This is a genomic window from Streptomyces sp. NPDC001270 (assembly GCF_042896695.1).
Lineage (GTDB): Bacteria > Actinomycetota > Actinomycetes > Streptomycetales > Streptomycetaceae > Streptomyces.
Genome location: NZ_JBIAXM010000029.1, coordinates 39,198 through 57,404, shown reverse-complemented (window position 1 = coordinate 57,404; position 18,207 = coordinate 39,198). Strand labels below are relative to the sequence as shown.

The following is an 18,207-nucleotide window of genomic DNA, read 5'->3' as shown; positions in this document are numbered from 1 at the left end:
TTGTTGCGGTAGATCATCGAGCACGTTCATCTCAATCCGATGGTGGGCCACCCGGCGCGATCTTGTGGGTGTCCGACACTGGCATGTCATCGCCGCTCGGGTGTCCTGATCGGTCACACTGCGCGGTGTGACAGATGCAAAGGGCAGTCGAGGCGGGGAGTCGGCGGGACCGCCCGGGCCCGCCGCGCAACTGGCGGAACTGGACGAGGAGCAACTGTGTGTCCTGCGTGGGGTGGGCCGTGCCTGGGGTCGGGTGTCGGTGTCTCCCGAGGAATGGCGTCGGGCTCTGCCCGTCGACCCGGATCTGGGCGCGTTCCCGCCTGCGGCACAACTCCGGCCGGCCCGGTTCGGGCGCCTGGTCCCTCTCCCGCCCTTGGGGGTGTCTTTGCCGGGCGAGCAGGTCGACACGGAGGAACAGCCTCGTGGGCGGCTGGGGCGTGCCGGGGCGTGGGCGCGGCGACTCGTGCTGGGGATGCCGCTGAGGAGTTCCGCCTTGGTGTCCGAGCGGATGCGCAAGCTCGTGGCGCTGCCCGTGCTGTCGGCCGATGCGCTGTCCTCGGTCGCCTACGGTCCCGAGGCCCTGCTCGCGGTTCTCGTGCTCGCGGGAACGGCCGGGCTTGCGTACTCGTTCCCGGTCTCCGGCGCGATCGTGGTCCTGATGCTGGCGGTCGGCCTGTCGTACCGTCAGACCATCCGCGCCTATCCGCACGGTGGCGGCTCCTACATCGTGACCGGCGCCAACCTGGGGCCAGTGGCCGGTCTGGTGGCGGCAGCGGGACTGATGACCGACTACGTCCTCACCGTCGCGGTGTCGGTGGCTTCGGGCGTGGCGGCCATCACGTCGGCGCTCCCGTCGCTGGCCCCCGACACCGTGCTCATCGGCGTCGGGGTAATCGTCGTTCTGCTCGCCGGAAACCTGCGCGGCGTCCGGCAGGCGGGCGCCCTGTTCGCCGCTCCTACCTACGCTTTCATCGTCGCGATGTTCGCCCTCATCGTCTCGGGACTCATCCACGCTGCGGGGCAGGACTACCGGCCACGTCCCGCCCCGGCCGTCACGGTCACCGAGAGCGTGGGGCTCTATCTGATCATGCGGGCTTTTTCGTCCGGGGCCACGGCGATGACCGGTATCGAGGCGATCTCCAACGCGGTACCGGCTTTCAAGCCCGTCGAGTGGCGTCAGGCCCGTACGACTCTCACCTGGATGGTGGGCCTGCTCATCGCCATGTTCACCGGCATCATCGTCATGATCCATCTCGCTGGGGTAGTGCCCCGCGGCAGGGAGACGGTGCTTTCCCAACTGGCCCATCTCAGCTTCGGCTCCGGATGGATGTATGTCTTCGTCCAGGCCGCCACCGCTGCCGTCCTCCTCCTCGCCGCGAACACGGCGTACAACGACTTCCCCCGCGTGCTGTCCCTCCTCGCGCGTGACGACTACGCTCCCCGGGTTTTCATGCGCCTGGGTGACCGGCTGGCCTACAGCAACGGAGTCGTCCTGCTCTCGGCGGCCGCCACCCTGGTCTACGCGGCGTTCGACGGACAGACGGCGGCCCTCATCCCGCTGTACGCGGTCGGCGTCTTCCTCGCCTTCACGCTCTCCCAGGCCGGCATGGTCGTCCACTGGTGGCGGCTGCGCGACCGGCACTGGCGCAAAAGCCTGCTCTTCAACGCGCTGGGCGGCCTTCTGTCAGCCGTGGTCTTCATCACCGCGGGCATCAGCAAGTTCACCTCGGGCGCCTGGGTCGCGATCATCGCCGTCGGACTGTTCCTGCTGCTCACCTTGCGAATCCACCACCACTACGCCACCGTCCGCGCCAGTCTGCGGCTGCGCCCGCACGCCGTCGAACTACCCGCGCACACCACCGTGGGACCGGCCACGGACTCAGCCACGTCGGACGCCTCCCCCGCCCCGCGACAGCACGCGGCGCAGCCGGAGACGAACGGGGAGAACGAGGAACTGCCCGCGGAGATCCGCCACCTCATCATCGTCGCCCTCGCGACCCTCGACCTCGCCGGCATGCGGGCCCTCGCCTACGCGGCCTCGCTCCGCCAGCCCGTCCTCGCCCTCCACATCAGCCTCACCCAGCAGGAGGCCGAACGAGTACGCACCTACTGGACGCTGTGGGGCGACCACCTCCCTCTCGAGATCGTCGTCTCCCCCTACCGGGCGACCGTGGCACCTCTCGTCCACTACATCGAGGCTCTGCACCGGCAGCACCCCGACCTCACCCTCACGGTGATCCTTCCGGAGATCATCACCCGGCAGCGGCGCCACCAACTCCTCCACAGCCGCACCGCCCCACGCCTGCGCCGCGCCCTGCGTCCCCTGCCCAAAATTGTCATCACCACCGTGCCCTTCCACGTGTAGCGCTCCCGCCCAGCCCCGGAAATCCCTGACGCGCACACCCTTCGCGGCCGGGTGCAGTCGGATCGGCGGGGTGCAACGACGGCCTTGCGTAGTGTGCGAATCGCTCTTCGAGCATGAGGCAAGTCATGAGGAAGGTTATGGTCCGGGCCGTCCGGAAGCAGGAAAATGCCTGGTCGTCCGTGGTCTTTCGGGTCGCTGGGCGGAGTAGTGTGAAACGCTCCGGGAGTTTTTCGTGCACCGGCTCCGGTGCGGGTGCCGTTTCCGGCGATCGACAACGCCGGGCCGCTCACGAGCCCGGGGCAGGTCCGCGCCATGTCCGTGACCATCGACCGTACGACATCAGGCAGGCGCGCGCCGTTGCTGCCGGTTTGCCTGTCTCTGACGTCGGCGCCCGGAGGACTGGACGGCATGTGGTGGCCTCGCTCCCGTGACCTCACCCGTGAGCTGCCACTTTTGACGGCCGCACTGGGCGACCTCTGGGGTCGCATCACGCGTATCACGGTGAACCCGGCCTACTGGCCCGTCATCCCGCGTTGGGCGTCCGTCGCCGGGCGCACGGTGCATGTGGGCTGGTCCACCGAGGAGCAAGATCCGCACAGACTGACCTTTTTCTCCACTGCTGGCCGCCGGGATGTGCTGGTGATTCCGCCGGAAACCGGTGCGGATGCCGCCGCACGGCTGATGGCCGTCGACGGCGTCGATGCCCCGGCCCCGGGGGAAGCGGCCGACAGCATCGATGCCCGGATCAGGGAAGAGGCGTGGGAGACCGACGGCGGAGCAGGTCGACCGTTGGCCTCCCCTGGCCCATCGGTTCGACAGGGCATTCGCCCGCCGGTCGGTGGAGGTGAGAGAACCATGTTCTGATCGTCGTCGGAGTCGTTCTGATCCACCGGTTCAACGGTCAGCACGATGAACGGATCGCTGCCTTCCACTACAGCGATGTCCTGCCGGGGGTCGGCGCCGGACCCGGAGGCAGCGTCGGTCGGCGGGGGACGCGACCGTTCCGACATGCTCCACCGCGACGGCGACCGCGGATCACATCGACTTCGGCCCGACCGCGGGCGGTAGAGGAAGGCACGTCATGGCGATATTGCGAGACCGGAAGACGTACCGCGAGAGGATCATGCAGGCTCTGTACCAAGCCGCCGAAGGCAATCGCCTCCTGGGCGTCGATGGGGCGAAGCTCCGCATCGACCTCGGTATCCCTGAGCAGGACATGGCCGCTGCCTGTATGTATCTGGCGGGCGAAGGCTGGGTCGTCGTGGACTGGGGGAGGGGCAACACGCCCGCGATGATCACGCTGACGCACCAGGGGATCCGGCAGATGGAGACGGAAGAGGAAGGGCGTGGCTGAGTCGCCGCGTCGGCCTCTCGGACCGAAGTGAACCTTCGCAAGGATTTCTTACGCCGGAGTAATCCTTGGCGTAACGTGGAAAGCGGGTCGGCGCACGCTCACGTGCAATGACCTGGAAGGGCGGCTCCGGCGGGTATACGCCGGAGCCGTTGCCTGTTTCCGTAACCGCGCCCTGCGGCGAAGTGCTCGCGCGAGCGTCGTGCGGAGTACCGCCAGGTAGCAGGTCGTATCGCGGTCGCCCGCTCTGCGGTCGCACTGCTCTCTGCGGACGGGCGGACACCATGGCCGATTCAGACACCCCTGGCCTCCCCAGGCTCCTGCCGGACGCCGTCCACCGGTCGGTGGAAGCCGGCACGGCCCTGCTGCGGGTGGAGACGGCACACGCACGCGAGGGAATCCTGGACGGTGCATTGTGCCCGCGGTCCCGGGACATCGGTGCCGAGCCTCCCTCGCTGATCTCCGCGTTGACCGAGTATGTCGGGCCTGTCACCCGAGTCGGTCTGGACAGCAGTGCCTGGGACGAACTGCCGACCCGGGTGATGGTCGACGACCGAGCCGTGCGCATCGACTCCTTCCCGGTCGGTGACGACACCGTCCTCATCACCCCGGGCGAACGGGACTATTTCTCCCTGATGCTGGTCTCTCGGGCACGTCGCCTGACGCGGCACACGCCGCGATGGCCAGGGTGGTTTGGGCCGCCGACAACGTCATCGAGGCCAAACAGATCCTCATCGATAGGGGCAGCGACACGCCTCCTACGCCGACCTGAAACCTCCGTCGCAGATCGGCTCCCCGTCGGCCAGGACGCTAGATGCGGGCGAACTTCTCCGTCTGCTGGGCGAATTCCTGGGCCATGGCGGTGTTGACCGTGGGCTTGGTGCCGCTGATCGTGTCCAGGTAGTCGTCCGTGGTGGGGGCGGTTCGGGTTCCGGTGTCGAAGGTCCGCTCGAACTGGGCCTGGGAGACGGTTCGCGCCGCATGGGCGATGTCGGCGGGGGTGAACCCCTCGCTGGCGGACGCAAGAACCGCGCTGTCGGCCCGCGCGCCCGCTCGGGCCAGGTAGCTCTCCCACAGCGCGGTCCTGGCGGTGTGGTCGGGAGGGCCGATCGGCAGCACGTAGTCGAAGCGGCCGTGTCGCAGGAACGCGGAGTCGAGTGTAGTCACGTTGTTCGTGGCGCAGACGAGCAGCCGTCCGTCCTGACCTCGGAACCGGACGATCGCCTTGAGCAGTTCGTTGACGACGCCGACAGCGGTCGCGTCCGCGCCGCCGCGTTCGCCGGCGATCTCCTCGACCTCGTCGATGAAGACGAGGACGTGGTCGAGCCGGGCGATCTCGTCGAAACGCCGGTTCAGACCGGTCGCCAGGCCGTACTCGGCGGCCAGACGGGCGGGGAACAGTTCGAGGAAGGGCCATCCCAGGCGGCTGGCGATCGCGTGCGCGAACGTGCTCTTGCCGGTCCCGGGCGGGCCGAACAGCATCACCGCCCGTGGCAGTTCCACTCCGTGCTGGGCGGCCAGTTCGGGATGGGCCAGCGGCAGGACCAGGCGCCGCTCGATGAGCTGCTTCTCCCGTTGCATGCCCGCGACCTTCTGCCACAGTCCCCCCGGCGGCAGCTCTGCTCCGAGCGAGGACAGCGTGCCGGCCGACTGCGGAGTCACCGGCCCGCGCTTTTCGAAGAAGACCAGCCCGGTGCGGGCGCCGAAGTCGCAGTTGCGCAGGGCGGTGGCACCGGTCTCGCCCTCGGGCAGGACGGCGTGCACTGCCCGGATGCCAGCGGCGAAGAGCCGTTGGTCAAGGGCGGTGATCAGGGCACTGCCCAGCCCGCGCTGCCGCCAGCCGGGCGCCATGCAGATGCGCAGGATCCATGCCCGTTCGCCCTCCACCCTGCTCACCGCGGCGCCGATCAGCACGTCGTCGGCCGTGGCCACCACAGCCGGGTGGCTGCCCTGGAGAGCCGTCACGGCGTCCGAGAGCGGGAAGAGCGGCGGATCCTCGGTCGTGCCGCTCTCCATGTCGACTCGGATCAGCGCTTCGAGATCGTCCTGGGCGTAGTCCCTGACCCGCCAACCCGTCATGATCAGCTCCACGTTTCGGTCGTACTCCCATCATCAGCCGATGCCCGGAGGACGCGCGCGACAGGCGCTCGGCCATGCCGCTGCGCTGGTGGCGCGGATCGCTCGCCCGGACCATCACCGCGTACCGCGGTGATGGTCCGGGCGGCAGTCGGGTCACGCTGAGGCGCCGGGCGCGTGGCCGGCCGGGCTGAAGGACTTGTCGGTGCGGCCGGTGTCGGCCAGTGGCGCGCCACGACGGGGGCAGCGGCCGCGGTCCCCCAGGCGGGGAAGGAGCCGAACTCGCCGATCGTGCTCGTGAGGGGGGCCGGGAAGTCGACGGTGGGTTATCTGGTCGACACCGATCTCGACCAGGCCCCTCAACTATCGCCGCTGGAAGACGGAGTGGAACTGCGCCCCAGGGCGCTCCAAGCGGAGGAGAACGAGACGGCCGAGCGCGAGGGACGCAAGCCCGTCGAGCCGCCGCACACGGTGCCCCACTACCTGCGCCACTTCTTCGCCTCCGCGCTCATCGCCGGCGGAGCTAGCGTCAAGCAGGTCCAGCTCGTCCTCGGCCACGCGTCCGCAGCCATCACGCTGCGGGTCTACGCCCACCTGCGGCCGGGCGAAGAAGACCGCACCCGGGCCGTTATGGACGCCGTGCTCGGCGGACTGCGGACCGGGCACGGACCGCAAGACCAGGGGATCAAGGAAACCGCAGGTCAGCTGGCATGATCCAAGATCAAGCCTTCGTCGTCTCCGCGTAGCCCTCAACCGGTTCACCGGCCGCTTCGTACGCCCATTCATCGAGCGGGGCGTCGTAAAGGGCAGCCTCAAGGCCCATGAGGATCTTGGCTCCGAGGGGGGGCGGGGCGCGGACGGGTCACCCGGTACTCAACTGCCCAGTTGGTGTGCGTGGGGGCTACAGGCTCCACTCGCGTCACCGGCCGTGACCAGCCTCCGGCGCACGGCTCCGGAGCTGGCATCACCGTCGACAACGCCTGGCGCGCAGCCGCCCTCCTGCACGCCATCACCCGGCTGCACCCGCTTTCGGCCCGCAACGCTCTGTACGGCGCCGCGATCGTCGTCGCCTACATGGACGCCGCGGGCGAGGCCATCGACCCGCACTACGGCGCACTGATCGATCTCGCCCGTGACATCGGCGCCGGCCGCGCTGACGGGTACGACACGGCGGACCGTATCCGCTCCTGGCGGATCTGACCCCGGCCCGCTCCGGAGAGAGGGAACGGTCCAGGCGGACCAGAACGATCCGCCGACGGCGAGCGAGGTGGGGCTCCGGTCGACAGCGGTGTCCGCGCTCGCTTCGCCGGCATGCCGAGGCGTCAACTGCGGCAGCCCCGGACAGCCGCAGACGTCACTCAGGTGCACGGCTACGAGTGCGGGCTGAGATTCCGTCTCGTACGTTTCAATCCTGCCCGGCTCACAGGACGGCTGGGCGTTCACGGCTCCGCGCCCGCTCGCACGTTGCGCGGAGCCGTTCCCTTTACCATCGCTGGCGTGTGGCAGATCTGCTGCGGAACTTCGGTCCGGTTCACGGAAGCCGTGCCCGGCAGGTGAGCCGACAGCGTTGACGAAGCCCGTGCTTCGTCGCGCTCTGTCAGGTGCGGGAGCGGCGCGTGTCCCCGCCGTCCCCTCCGGTAGTTCTTCAGCGCGAGGGCGACGGGTCCTCCAGACAGGAAGGTGCCAACGCCGGGAGGATGGGCGGCGGTCGGGACCGGGTCCGTACAGTCTTCGGCTCTGTCCGGTAATCGCTGGACAGACCCCGTCCTTGAGCACCGGCCCTGTGATGTGGGGACCGAAACCTTGGCAATGGTCAGGTCTCCCGCCAGGCGCGTTCGTCGCCCTCGCGGTAGAGCACCAGGTGCTCGTGGTAGAGAACGCCGTGGCGGACGTCGCCGGTGGCGGTGAAGCCAGTGTCGTCGACGTAGTCGAGGTGGTTGCCGGTGACGGTGTAGCTGCCGGTGTAGGCGCTCGGCCGGTTGCCACGGGCCTCGTCGTAGCGGCCGTTCGGCAGCAGTTCCTGGCGGATGAACCTGTCGGCGGTCACCCACATCCCAACGTACGGGTGCGGGTCGGGGGGCGTGTCGTTGCTGGTCACGCCTCTACGATCGGCCCGCCGGCCGGTGGCAACCAGGCCGCCGTCTCCCCAGGTGAGGGCTTCCTGGGTGCCGCGCACCCAGCATCGTGAGCCGGCCGGATCGTGGGTGCCCGACACCTGGGGACACAGCGGCCTGGTTCCGGTTCCGTCGCGCGACGAACCTGGTGGTCAGGCGGCTGCCGTAGCCGCCGGACACTCGCCTCGGGCCCGTGTCGACGCTCACTTCCGCAGCGGACACACCGATGAGGTGACTCTATCGAGGAGTACGCAATGACCATCGCCGCCACCGGCACCATGAGCTGGAACCCCGAGGCTCTCGACGAGATCCTCTCGAACGACGAGGGGCGTCCCGTCCTGTTCACCAATGCCCGGATCCTGACGCTGGACCCGTTGATCAGGGCCATGGTCCGCGCCGACATTTTGTTCGTCGGCTCGTTGATCGTGGGGGTCGGCCCTGGCATCGTCACCGCGGCCGGGGACGACAACGCCATCGTCGTCGACGGCACCGGCACGACTATCGTCCCCGCCGTCATGGACGCCATCGCGCTGGCCGGCGACCGCGGCCGCCGCTCTGAGTACGTCGCGACGCTGGCCCCGGGCAACACCGCCGACTTCCTGGTGGTGCCCGACGAACTCGCCGACGACGTGCCGAGTGCGGTGGCCACGCTCTTGTCCCGGCCGGAGCAGGTCCGCGCGCTCGTCGCGGCGGGTCGGCCGGTCCTGTGGGCCGGTGCCGCCGTCCCCGGCCGTTCCCCCGCACCCGCGGCAGGCTTCCCGGCCGCCGCAGACCTGACCGGCAGCCCGCGTGTCGGTGTCTGGATCGACCGGAACGACTTCCTGCACCAGGAACTCACCGCCGACGGCCGCTACGACGAGACCCGGGGCGGCCGCCCGCATGCCTACCAGGGCCGCTACTGGATCGACGGCGACCGTATCGACTACCTGGACGACCTGGGCTTCTGGGCCTACGGCGCGTTCCAGGGCGACGAACTCCACCACGCGGGCTACGTCATGAAGCTCGGCTGACTTTCCCTCCCCCCTTTCCGCCTGCCCTCTCCCGTACCGAAAGAAGGCCCCTCATGAGTCTCAACGACACCACCAGCGCCGCCGTCTCGAAGAGCTCCGGCGCCGGCCGGCCGACCGGCGACGCATCCTGTTCACCGGCGCGACCGTCGTCACCATGGACCCCGGCCTCGGTGTCGTCGACGGCGGGGCCTCCTCGTCGAGCACGACACGATCACCGCGGTCGGCCCCCACCTCGACGCGGCGGACGCCGTGGTCGTCGACGCCACCGGCACGATCCTGACCCCCGGCTTCGTCGACACTCACCGGCACGCCTGGGAGGCCCAGTTGCGCCGGATCATGCCGGACGTCGACGACCTCGGCGGCTATGTGATGGCCACCCTCGTCGGCTATGCCACGGTCTACCGGCCCCAGGACATGTACATCGGCACCAGACTGGCCGCCCTGACCGCGATCGACAGCGGTATCACGACCATGCGCGACTTCTCCCACAACTCCCGTACCCGCGAGCACTCCGATGCCGCCGTCGAGGCGCTGCGCGACACCGCCATACGTGGCATGCACGCCTCCATGGGCCCGCACTTCGGTGACTGGGACCGGCAGTGGCCCGGCGACCTGAACCGTCTCAAGGAGCAGTACTTCAGCAGCTACGACCAGCTGCTCACACTGCGCCTGGCGACCCTGGCCACCGACGAGATCGCCGGACCCGCGCTCGCCTACGGCCCCGAACCCGCCCGTGTCGCCAAGGAGCTAGGCATCGGGGTGAGCGTGGACGCCGTCTTCGGGACCGCCTCCTCCGACGCGGTCCTGCGCTGGGCCAAGGACGGCATCCTCGGCCCCGACGTCACCCTCATTCACTCCACCGGGCTGACCACCGAGGCGTGGCAGGCCACGGGCGGATCCGGCACCACCGTGGCCCTCGCGCCCACCTCCGACGCCCAGATCGGTCTGGAGACCGCGGTCCCCGCCGTCGACGAGGCGCTCTCTGTCGGCATCCGCCCCGGGCTGAGTATCGACGTCGAAGTCGCCCTGGCCGGCGACATGTTCACCCAGATGCGGGCCCTGCACGCCATCCAGCGGATGCGCGCGGTCAACGCCGCCTACGGCACCGACCGCCAGCCTTCCCGTATCACCACTCACGATGTCCTCGACTTCGCCACCCTCCAGGGCGCCCGCACCAACGGCCTGGCCGGCGTCACCGGCTCACTCACTCTGGGCAAGAAGGCCGACCTGCTGGTCATCCGGGCCGAAGACCTCAACAACATGCCCCTCAACGACCCGATCGGCACAATCGTGCTGGGCTCCGACGCCCGCAACATCAGCGCCGTCCTCATCAACGGCGAGCCCCGCAAGTGGGACGGACAGGTCCTCGACGTCAACCTGAGCGCCCTGCGCGGCGAGGTGCACACCTCGCGCGAGTACGTGCTGAACACCCCGGCTGTCTAAACGTTGTCCCTCCCCGTTTCGTGGTCTCCGGGCCGTTTCTCGTCCCTTCCTTCCGGCCGGGGACCCGCTTGGAGTTCCCATGTCCCACCCCACTCCCACTACTTCCCCCGGGACACTGCGGCTGCGCCCGGCACCCCGGACCAGGCGCCCTACTGGGCCCCCGCCGCACCGACCGGGCCCAGGCTGGCGCCGAGGGAACATGCTGCATCCGTAGAGGGTGACGGCCGCGCCGCGTGCGGGGCGTCGGCGTGCTCCTGATGGGCTGGCTGTCGCGTCGTACGGGCCTGGGCGAACCGCTTCTGCTGCTCGGTGGGGGCTGCCTGGTGGGACTGACACCGCCCTTCGCGTCGTTCGCGCTGTCCCCCGAGGGCATCCTGTTCCTCTTTCTGCCCGCCCTGCTGTACTGGGAGGCGCTCACCTCCTCGGTGCGCGAGATCGGGGACAACTTCCGCAGCATCGCCCTGCAGCCCATCGGGCTGGTCCTGGCAACGGCTGCCGCCGTTGCGGTCGTTGCCCACGCGCTGGGCTACGGCCGGCCCGTTGCCTTCGTCCTCGGCGCCGTCCTGGCCCCGACCGACGCCGCGGCCGTCGCCGCCGTCGCCAGGGCATGCCGCGCGCCGGCGTCCTCGCTGTCGTCACCTGCGGCCTGGTAACCACCCGGTTTGGCCTTCGCGTCATCGGTCCCCGTGCCCGTATCCAGGCCGTCGCTTCCTGGGAAGTGGCCAGCTATCTGGTCAACAGTGCGCTGTTCATCCTGGCCGGTATCCAACTGCCCCCGCTGGTACGAGCATTGACGTCCGTCTCCCTGGTCCAGGCGACGTTCGCCGCCCTCGCGGTGAGCGTCGTCGTGATCGGGACCCAAGTCGCGTGGTTCTACTCGGTCCCCTATCTGGTCGGGCTTCTGGACCGGCCCCGCGTATGGTCCGGGACATCGAGGACCGTACGGCCCTCGCTCCCGGCACCGCGCTGCGACGGCCGTACCGACCGCGTCTCCGACCCCTCCCACACTGGTGCTCGACTGAGCGTCACCTTCGGCAAGAAGACGAGATACGGCACTCCGGTCGGTGTGCGAAAGCCTGTCAGCGGTTCCGGCTCGGGCGAGAAGGACGCAGCCGTTGGCGTCCGGTGACACGGCGTTCGCGCCGCCGGGGGCGCCGCGGCGTCGCCGTGACCGACTACGGTCAAAACTCCCACCCCGACCTCGCCGTGTTCTCCTACTCCGGCGACGGAGGCTGCCAGGCGCAGGCGCGCCTCGGCAGCGCGGAGCCGGGCCAGGTCACCGCCGACCCGCCCTCGTCCGATCACCGTGATGTTCATGGCGGGTCCTCTTGGGTTCTCTCGACGGATGAAAGCGTGGTGGGAGAGAACAGCATTGGGCTGCTCTCTCCCACCACGCCGGGACGGTCCGCTCAGATGGCCTGGGCGGTGGGCAGGATGGTGATCTCGGTGAGGTTGACGTGGCGCGGGACGGCGGCCATGAAGGCGACGGTCTCGGCGATGTCGGCGCTCTGCAGGACGTCGATGTCGTGGATGAGGTCGGCCATCAGCTTGGAGGCGTCGGGGTCGGTGACGTGGTCGGGGAGTTCGGTGTCGACCATGCCGGGCTCGATGGTGGCCACGCGGACCATCTTGGGGCCGAGTTCGACGCGCAGCAGCCGGGTGAGGTGGCTGATGTACGCCTTGGTGCCGGAGTAGACGGAGAACTTCGTCAGGATGCGGGTGGCCGCGATCGACGAGGTGTTGATCAGGTCGGCGGGCTTGCCCGCGGCGGCGGACTCCGTCAGGTGGGGGACGAACGCGGCGATGATGTTCATCAGGCCGCCGATGTTGAGGTCGATCTGGCGCTGCCAGTCGTCGACCTTGAGCTCCTCGATGCCGGAGATGAGCTGGACACCGGCGTTGTTGAACACGAGGTCGGCCTTGCCGAAGCGCTCGGCGACCTCGGCGGCGGCGGACTGGACGGCAGCACGGTCGGTCACGTCGACGGCCAGGGCGAGCGCGGTCCCGCCGGCGGCCTCGATGTTCTTGACCACACCGTCCAGACGCTCCTTGCGCCGGGCCAGTACCACCACGGTGGCGCCGAGTTCGGCCAGGCGCTCGGCGGTGACGGCACCCATGCCGCTGGAGGCGCCGGAGACGACGGCGACACGGCCGGTGAGGGGGGTACCGGTGAGCAGGGCAGCAGACATCACAAAACCTCGATCTCTTCGATCACAGGAGGGGGAAGGGGAAGGCTCCGGGTGCCCGAACGGGTCGGGCATCCGGCAGAGCGTCAGCGTCAGGCGTCGTCGTGCGCGGTGGCGGCGGACTTCTCGCGCCACGGGGCGAGGTCGTCCTGCACCTGCTGGTACTTGACGTCAAGCCGCTCCAGCGTGTCGCGCCCCAGGTAGAGATGCGTGGGCAGCTTCTCGGTGGAGGCCACCTCGACGATGAGGGCGGCGCCCTTCACGGGGTCGCCGAGCTGGGCGTGGTTGGCCTGGTCGATCCAGTCCAGGGTGACGTGCGCGGGGGTGTCGTCGTAGTCGCTGATGCGGTTCTGGGCGACCGAAAGGGAGCTGGCGTCCAGGAAGTCGGTGCGGAAGACGCCGGGCTCGACGACCATCGACTGGATTCCGAACGGAGCCATCTCCGCGGAGAGCGCCTCGCTGATGCCGGCGACGGCGAACTTCGAGGCAGAGTACAGGCTGACGCCCGGCTCGCCCTCGAAACCGGAGCGGGACCCGATGTGCACCAGCCGGCCCGAGCCCTGCTTGCGCATCACGGGCAGCACGGCGCGGGTGACGTTGATCAGGCCGAAGACGTTGAGGTCGAACAGCGACCGGGTCTCCGCGTCGGTGATCTCCTCCAGCGCGCCGAGCAGGCCGCGGCCGGCGTTGTTCACCAGGACGTCGATGCCGCCGAACCGCTCCACGGCGGCGTCGACCGCCTGCGGGATGCTGTCGTTGTCCGTGACGTCCATGGCGACCGCGAAGACCTTGTCAGAACTTTTCAGATCGTCCGGTACACGCTCCGGATTTCGTACGGCGACCACGACATTGTTACCGCCTGCCAGAGCGGCACGGGCGATTTCCGCGCCGATTCCGCGGGAGGCACCGGTGACAAACCACGTAGCCATGGGAAAAACCTCTTTCGTTGCTTTCCCCCTTGAGGGGGATTTCCTGTTGACGTATTCGAGTCTGTTCCTCTCCAGCATGGATATGAAGGCAGCGGTTTTCCTGGGAGTCCTGCACCCAGGATGGCGTTCAGGTATCGCGCGCGGGGTTCTGCTGGTGCGGCACGTCGGGCGCGCTGACGGAGCCCAGCAGGGCCAGACCGTCGGCGGAGGGGGAGCCGGCCTCGGCCTGCAGGATGACGAGCTGCTGCCCCGGGGCGCTGCGGATGGTGAGAGCCTCGTGCCGCAGCTCCAGGTCTCCCACGACCGAGTGATGGACCTGCTTGATCTCGTAGGGCGGGACCCTGGTGTACTCGCGTGCCCACAGGGTGCGGAACTCGCCGCTGCGCACCGACAGCTCACCGACCAGCTTCAGGATGCGGGGGTCCTCCGGAGTGGTTGCGGCGGTCTGCTGAAGGTCGGCGACCGCCCGGCGCCTGGCCCGCTCCGGGCTGCGGTAGAAGGTCTTCGCCGCGGGGTCCAGGAAGAGCATGCGCAGCACGTTGTCGTGCTGCGCGAAGTCGCGGTAGAGGGCGTCGGCGAGTGCGTTGGTGGCCAGCAGGTCCTGGGCATGGCCGATGATGAAGGCCGGCGTCCGGGTCCAGCTCTCGATCAGCTGCCGCAAGTGCGGCCGGACACGCTCGACCCGGACGGGTGCCTTGGTACGGCGGGCCCCCGGCAGGGCGAGTCGGAAGAGCGCCTGTTTGTCCTTGTCGCCGAGTTGCAGCACGCGAGCCATCGCCTCCAGCACCCTGGGCGAGGGGCTGAGCTCACGGCCTTGCTCAAGGCGGCTGTAGTAGCTCAGGCTGACCCCGGCGAGTGTTGCGACCTCGTCGCGCCGCAGCCCGGGCACCCTTCGCCGGCCGACGGCGGGCAGTCCCGCCGCCCCGGGACTCAGGCGTTCCCTGTGGGCGCGGAGAAACTCACCCAGCCCTTCCACCGGGTCAAGGTGCGTGTCGTTGTCCATGTCATCGAAGGTAGGCGGAAAACACCCGGGAAAGTTCCGCCGACGGTGGGTGCATTGCACCCAGGATTACGGACTCCACGGGGCAAGGCAGTGGCGGACCACAGCCTGGCGTTTCAGTTGTCCTCCCCCTTCCGGAACCCCTCAGTAAATAGTCACCCTCTGCGACGAACCTGCGACCAGCTGTAATATTGCACGGCCGGAGCTACCCCCCGGCCAAAATCCATCTAGTCTTGCCGCATGAGCAACGGGACGCCTTTGGGTGATTTTCTCCGAGCCCGCAGAGAAGCCCTGAAGCCGCACGACGTCGGTCTGCCCGAACACGGGCGGCGCCGGGTGCCGGGACTGCGCAGAGAAGAAGTCGCGCTGCTCGCCGGAGTCAGCTCCGACTACTACATCAGGCTGGAACAGGGCCGCGAGAACAGCCCCTCCCCACAGGTCCTCGACGCCGTGGCGCAAGCGCTGAAACTGGACGCGGAGTCCACCGACCATCTCAACCGCCTCTGCCTGGCCGCCTCGCAGCGCCCGCACGACTGGGGCGAGGCTGACGTCAGCCATCAACTGGTGCAGCTGTTGAACGGATGGGACCACGCTCCGGCCTTCGTCGTCGGCCCGGCCCTCGACGTCATGGCGGGCAACTCCCTGGCCACGGCCCTGCACAGTGGTTTCGAGAAGTTCGACAACCTCGCACGGATGGTGTTCGCCGACCCGGCAGGGCGCGACTTCTACCAGGAATGGGAGCGGGCCGCGCACTCGTGCGTCGCCGAGATCAGGGCCGCCTATGGCCACGACCCCGAATCCGTCCGCATCGCCGAGGTCGTTGCGGAACTGTCCGCCAAGAGCGCGGAGTTCGCCGCGATCTGGCAACTGCACGACGTCAAGGGCAAGTCCCAGGAAGGCAAGCACCTCAAACACCCCCAGGTCGGGGACCTGCACATCAAGTTCGCGGCCTTCACGGTCAACGGGGCCCCGCACCAGCAGCTGGTGGTCTACCAGGCCGAACCGGCCAGCCCGACGGCGACCGCCTTCGAGACACTGAGGGCCATGGCCGCCCAGCCGAAGCAGGCCCGGGCAGGAGCGGTGGACGCGAACATGTGAGCATGCCAGCTCCGGCGGAGGCTGGCACTGGCACACCCAGGAACAACGTTCATAGCAGTGCCCCGCCTGCCGACACTCGATGCCACAGACCGCACGGCACCGGGAGCAGACATGATCACCCTGAAGGACCTTCAGCCGCGCCCCCCGACCAGGTTCACCGTCTCATCGAACCCGGCCCCGTCATCCTGGTCACCACCCGGCACCATGGCATCCCGAACGCGATGACCAACTGGTTCAACATGATGGTGCGCCACGCACCGCCGCTCGTCCCGCCCGCGCGCGATGGTCGACTCTGAGATCTCGGCCAGCCGGGCCACGGCCGAGATCCCGCCGTGTCCCAAGGCTTCGGCCTCGGCGGCCAGGTACAGGCGGTCTTGCCGCTCGTCCAGGTGCGGGAGCACCGCCGTGAACTTCGCATCCAGGACTGCGAGGATCTTCTCCGGTATTGCCACGGCAGCCCATCTACCATGCTGCGCAGCGAAGTTGGGCCAAAATCAGCAGTAATTCCCTTACAGCTCCTCACCAGCGCGTCTCACCTGCGAAATACCGCGCGGCCTTGCGCAGGATGTCCCGCTCCTCTTCCAACTCGCGGATCCTCTTCCGCGCGGCGGCCAGCTCGGCCTGCACCGAGTCCGCGGCTGGCAGCGGCGCGGCTGCCCCGGATGCCGAGTGCGAGCCGGGACGTCGCCCGTCGGCGGCCCGGATCCAGTTGCGCAACGTCTCGGTGTTCACCCCCAGGTCCCCGGCGACCGACTTGATCGTCGCTCCCGGCCGAGACCTGTACAGCGCGACCGCGTCCGCCTTGAACTGCTGCGGGTAGTGCTTCATCACCATCTGTGCGGGACTCCTTGTCCACCCGGACCATCAAGATCCAAGTGTCTCTGGTGTCCAACTTCCAGGGTCAGGGCCCGTTCGGGGACAGTGGTGACCTGCCGCTTGCGCAGCCGCAGCCCGGCGATGCCGAACTTCCGCATGACCCGTCCGACACGCTTGTGGTTCACGCGCTCACCGTCGCCGCGCAGCTCGGCGGTGATCCGGGGCCGGCCGTAGGTGCCGTCCCACTCGGCGTGCACGGCCCTGATCCGCTCGGCGAGCGCAGCGTCCGCCCGCTCACGCGCGGCACGGGCCACGCGGCCGGCCCGCCATTTGTAGAAGCTGGAGCGGGCGACCTCCAGCACGGCACACAACCGCTTCACGCCCCAGGCGTGGTGGTGGTCCTCGATGAACTGGAAGCGGTTGGTCACCAGGTCATCTCTTGTGCGAAAAACTTCGTCGCCTTGCGTAGAATGTCCCGTTCGGTGGCCAGCTTGTGCATCTCCTTGCGGGCTGCCGCCAGCTCCCGGCGCAGTGCTTCGTTCTCGGCCTGAAGTTCCTCGGCCGTCGGCGGGGAATCCACCGTGTTCCTCTCCGTGCTCGTGCTCGTCGTGGTGCCTCCGCCGTGGCGGACCCGTTCGGCCCGTACCCAGTTACGCAGCGTCTCGCGGCTGATCCCCAGATCCTTGCCGATGCCCTCGAAGGTGTGGCTCGGGTCCGACAGGTACAGCGCGACAGCGTCCGCCTTGAACTCGGGCGAGTAGACCTTCATCACCATAAAAGATGCCTCCTACCCAGCCCCTGCCGGGGCCGGGCTCAGAGGTGTCCACCCCTCGGGGACAGGTCCCGTTGTCCGAAACAACGTCAACAACTACGCTGCCAACAGCCACATAACCCGTGTCCAGGATGTGGGTTCAAGGCCCCTCGGCCGCCGCGTCACCCTCGACCCGCTGGAAACCGCCGGATGAACACCGTTACCGCAGTCCGGGGACGACGACTCCGGCTGGGCCGGAACCCCTTGCCCGAAATCGCAGCCGCGGAGGCGGACGTGCGGGCCGTACCTTTTCTCGCCAGTTGATGAGCTGCCCCGCCCGGCCGACAGGTTCAGACGGGTGACGGGGTCACCTGAAGAGTCCTGGAGCCGGTCTCGCGCTATCTCTGATCCACAGGTGACAAGTGCGGGCAATGGTGATCGGTTCGCTCTGATCCGTGACCTCTTGCGGTCCATGGGGTGCACGATCGCACAGCTGGCGCTGGCCTGGCTGCACGCCCGTCATCGGGTACTGCCGATCTTGGCCTGGACCAGCGCCAGGGCATCGTCCCAGCTACCGCGGGTGGCAATCAGGCGTCGCAACTTCATGATCAGGCGCGGTCGGTTGAGAGTGGCAGCTCCGACTGCTCGGTCACCGGTCCGGTAGAGCGCTTTGAACTGGTCGTCGTCCGGCGAGCCGTCGGTGAACGTGACGCTCTCCGCATCTGCCGTGCCGACGAACTGGATGCGGTGGCCGTACCAGTCGCTCCAGCAGTACGGGACCGTTTCATATGGCTGCGCCCGCTCGGGGAAGACCGCGTTCAGGGCGGCACGGGCTCCCTGCTCGGCGGCGTTCGTCCAGTTCTCCAGGCGCATCGTGGTGTCCATGACCGCGTTCGGCCAGTGCACGACGTCGCCGGCGGCGTACACGTGCTCGTCGGACGTTCGCAGTTGGGCATCGCACACCAGACCGCCGTCGGCCGGATGGAGCTCCAGCCCTGAATCACGGAGCCAGCCGGTGGCCGGGGAGGCACCGACGCCGACGATGAGTAGATCGGTTTCGAGGGTTTC

General features: G+C 68.7%; 18 protein-coding genes and 3 pseudogenes. 11 read left to right on the top strand and 10 right to left on the bottom strand.

Annotated elements, in window-relative coordinates; genetic code table 11:
- Nucleotides 1-190: 190 nt before the first annotated feature.
- The 4 genes from ACFY2B_RS35180 (at nt 191) to ACFY2B_RS35165 (ending at nt 4,585) form a co-directional block, all read left to right on the top strand.
- Nucleotides 191-2,365 carry an APC family permease gene (locus ACFY2B_RS35180; RefSeq protein WP_390767161.1) on the top strand — a complete coding sequence of 725 codons (2,175 nt, stop codon included), beginning with the start codon at nt 191-193 and terminating at the stop codon, nt 2,363-2,365.
- Nucleotides 2,366-2,677: 312 nt separating this feature from the next.
- Complete coding sequence (locus ACFY2B_RS35175) at nt 2,678-3,229, top strand: DUF5994 family protein (RefSeq protein ID WP_390767119.1); 552 nt, start codon at nt 2,678-2,680, stop codon at nt 3,227-3,229.
- 217 nt (nt 3,230-3,446) lie between these two features.
- A complete protein-coding gene (locus ACFY2B_RS35170; RefSeq protein WP_390767118.1) occupies nt 3,447-3,719 on the top strand; it encodes a hypothetical protein in 273 nt (90 codons plus the stop codon).
- A 107-nt stretch (nt 3,720-3,826) separates the two neighbouring features.
- Nucleotides 3,827-4,585, top strand: coding sequence for a DUF5994 family protein (locus ACFY2B_RS35165; RefSeq protein ID WP_390767117.1), 759 nt, complete (start codon nt 3,827-3,829; stop codon nt 4,583-4,585).
- On the opposite strand, the gene ACFY2B_RS35160 is transcribed toward ACFY2B_RS35165, so the two are convergent.
- Nucleotides 4,527-5,795, bottom strand: coding sequence for an ATP-binding protein (locus tag ACFY2B_RS35160; protein WP_390767116.1), 1,269 nt, complete (start codon nt 5,793-5,795; stop codon nt 4,527-4,529). The genes ACFY2B_RS35165 and ACFY2B_RS35160 overlap by 59 nt on opposite strands.
- A gap of 349 nt (nt 5,796-6,144) precedes the next feature.
- On the opposite strand from ACFY2B_RS35160, the pseudogene ACFY2B_RS35155 reads away from it, so the two are divergent.
- Nucleotides 6,145-6,506, top strand: a pseudogene (locus ACFY2B_RS35155) (tyrosine-type recombinase/integrase); the annotation flags it as partial.
- Nucleotides 6,507-6,686: 180 nt separating this feature from the next.
- Complete coding sequence (locus tag ACFY2B_RS35150) at nt 6,687-6,992, top strand: hypothetical protein (protein WP_390767115.1); 306 nt, start codon at nt 6,687-6,689, stop codon at nt 6,990-6,992.
- Between the two features lie 613 nt (nt 6,993-7,605).
- On the opposite strand, the gene ACFY2B_RS35145 is transcribed toward ACFY2B_RS35150, so the two are convergent.
- The gene (locus tag ACFY2B_RS35145; RefSeq protein ID WP_390767114.1) at nt 7,606-7,890 is read right to left on the bottom strand and encodes an Atu4866 domain-containing protein; all 285 of its coding nucleotides are present in this window, start codon (nt 7,888-7,890) and stop codon (nt 7,606-7,608) included.
- A gap of 270 nt (nt 7,891-8,160) precedes the next feature.
- Between ACFY2B_RS35145 and ACFY2B_RS35140 the strand changes: the two genes are divergently transcribed.
- From ACFY2B_RS35140 to ACFY2B_RS35125, 4 genes and pseudogenes are all read left to right on the top strand, one after another.
- Complete coding sequence (locus ACFY2B_RS35140; protein ID WP_390767113.1) at nt 8,161-8,916, top strand: Atu4866 domain-containing protein; 756 nt, start codon at nt 8,161-8,163, stop codon at nt 8,914-8,916.
- Nucleotides 8,917-8,969: 53 nt separating this feature from the next.
- A pseudogene (locus ACFY2B_RS35135) lies at nt 8,970-10,359 on the top strand (amidohydrolase family protein).
- A 233-nt stretch (nt 10,360-10,592) separates the two neighbouring features.
- Nucleotides 10,593-11,012, top strand: coding sequence for a cation:proton antiporter (locus tag ACFY2B_RS35130; protein ID WP_390767112.1), 420 nt, complete (start codon nt 10,593-10,595; stop codon nt 11,010-11,012).
- A gap of 65 nt (nt 11,013-11,077) precedes the next feature.
- Entirely contained in the window at nt 11,078-11,488 is a 411-nt protein-coding gene (locus tag ACFY2B_RS35125) for a hypothetical protein (protein WP_390767111.1), read from the top strand.
- Between the two features lie 280 nt (nt 11,489-11,768).
- Here the strand turns inward: ACFY2B_RS35125 and ACFY2B_RS35120 are convergent, their stop codons facing one another.
- From ACFY2B_RS35120 to ACFY2B_RS35110, 3 genes are all read right to left on the bottom strand, one after another.
- The gene (locus tag ACFY2B_RS35120; protein ID WP_390767110.1) at nt 11,769-12,551 is read right to left on the bottom strand and encodes an SDR family oxidoreductase; all 783 of its coding nucleotides are present in this window, start codon (nt 12,549-12,551) and stop codon (nt 11,769-11,771) included.
- Nucleotides 12,552-12,637: 86 nt separating this feature from the next.
- Entirely contained in the window at nt 12,638-13,474 is an 837-nt protein-coding gene (locus ACFY2B_RS35115; RefSeq protein WP_390767109.1) for an SDR family NAD(P)-dependent oxidoreductase, read from the bottom strand.
- Nucleotides 13,475-13,601: 127 nt separating this feature from the next.
- A complete protein-coding gene (locus tag ACFY2B_RS35110; RefSeq protein WP_390767108.1) occupies nt 13,602-14,477 on the bottom strand; it encodes a helix-turn-helix transcriptional regulator in 876 nt (291 codons plus the stop codon).
- 237 nt (nt 14,478-14,714) lie between these two features.
- On the opposite strand from ACFY2B_RS35110, the gene ACFY2B_RS35105 reads away from it, so the two are divergent.
- Complete coding sequence (locus tag ACFY2B_RS35105) at nt 14,715-15,572, top strand: helix-turn-helix transcriptional regulator (protein ID WP_390767107.1); 858 nt, start codon at nt 14,715-14,717, stop codon at nt 15,570-15,572.
- A 272-nt stretch (nt 15,573-15,844) separates the two neighbouring features.
- Here the strand turns inward: ACFY2B_RS35105 and ACFY2B_RS35100 are convergent.
- From ACFY2B_RS35100 to ACFY2B_RS35080, 5 genes and pseudogenes are all read right to left on the bottom strand, one after another.
- A pseudogene (locus ACFY2B_RS35100) lies at nt 15,845-16,024 on the bottom strand (ISAzo13 family transposase); the annotation flags it as partial.
- 67 nt (nt 16,025-16,091) lie between these two features.
- Nucleotides 16,092-16,406 (bottom strand): transposase, encoded by a 315-nt coding sequence (locus ACFY2B_RS35095; RefSeq protein WP_390767106.1) that lies wholly within the window; start codon nt 16,404-16,406, stop codon nt 16,092-16,094.
- Nucleotides 16,400-16,816 carry an IS3 family transposase gene (locus ACFY2B_RS35090; RefSeq protein WP_390767105.1) on the bottom strand — a complete coding sequence of 139 codons (417 nt, stop codon included), beginning with the start codon at nt 16,814-16,816 and terminating at the stop codon, nt 16,400-16,402. The genes ACFY2B_RS35095 and ACFY2B_RS35090 overlap by 7 nt, the downstream gene beginning before the upstream one ends.
- Nucleotides 16,813-17,163 (bottom strand): transposase, encoded by a 351-nt coding sequence (locus tag ACFY2B_RS35085; RefSeq protein WP_390767104.1) that lies wholly within the window; start codon nt 17,161-17,163, stop codon nt 16,813-16,815. The genes ACFY2B_RS35090 and ACFY2B_RS35085 overlap by 4 nt, the downstream gene beginning before the upstream one ends.
- Before the next feature lie 495 nt (nt 17,164-17,658).
- Complete coding sequence (locus tag ACFY2B_RS35080; RefSeq protein WP_390767160.1) at nt 17,659-18,183, bottom strand: oxidoreductase C-terminal domain-containing protein; 525 nt, start codon at nt 18,181-18,183, stop codon at nt 17,659-17,661.
- Nucleotides 18,184-18,207: the final 24 nt, after the last annotated feature.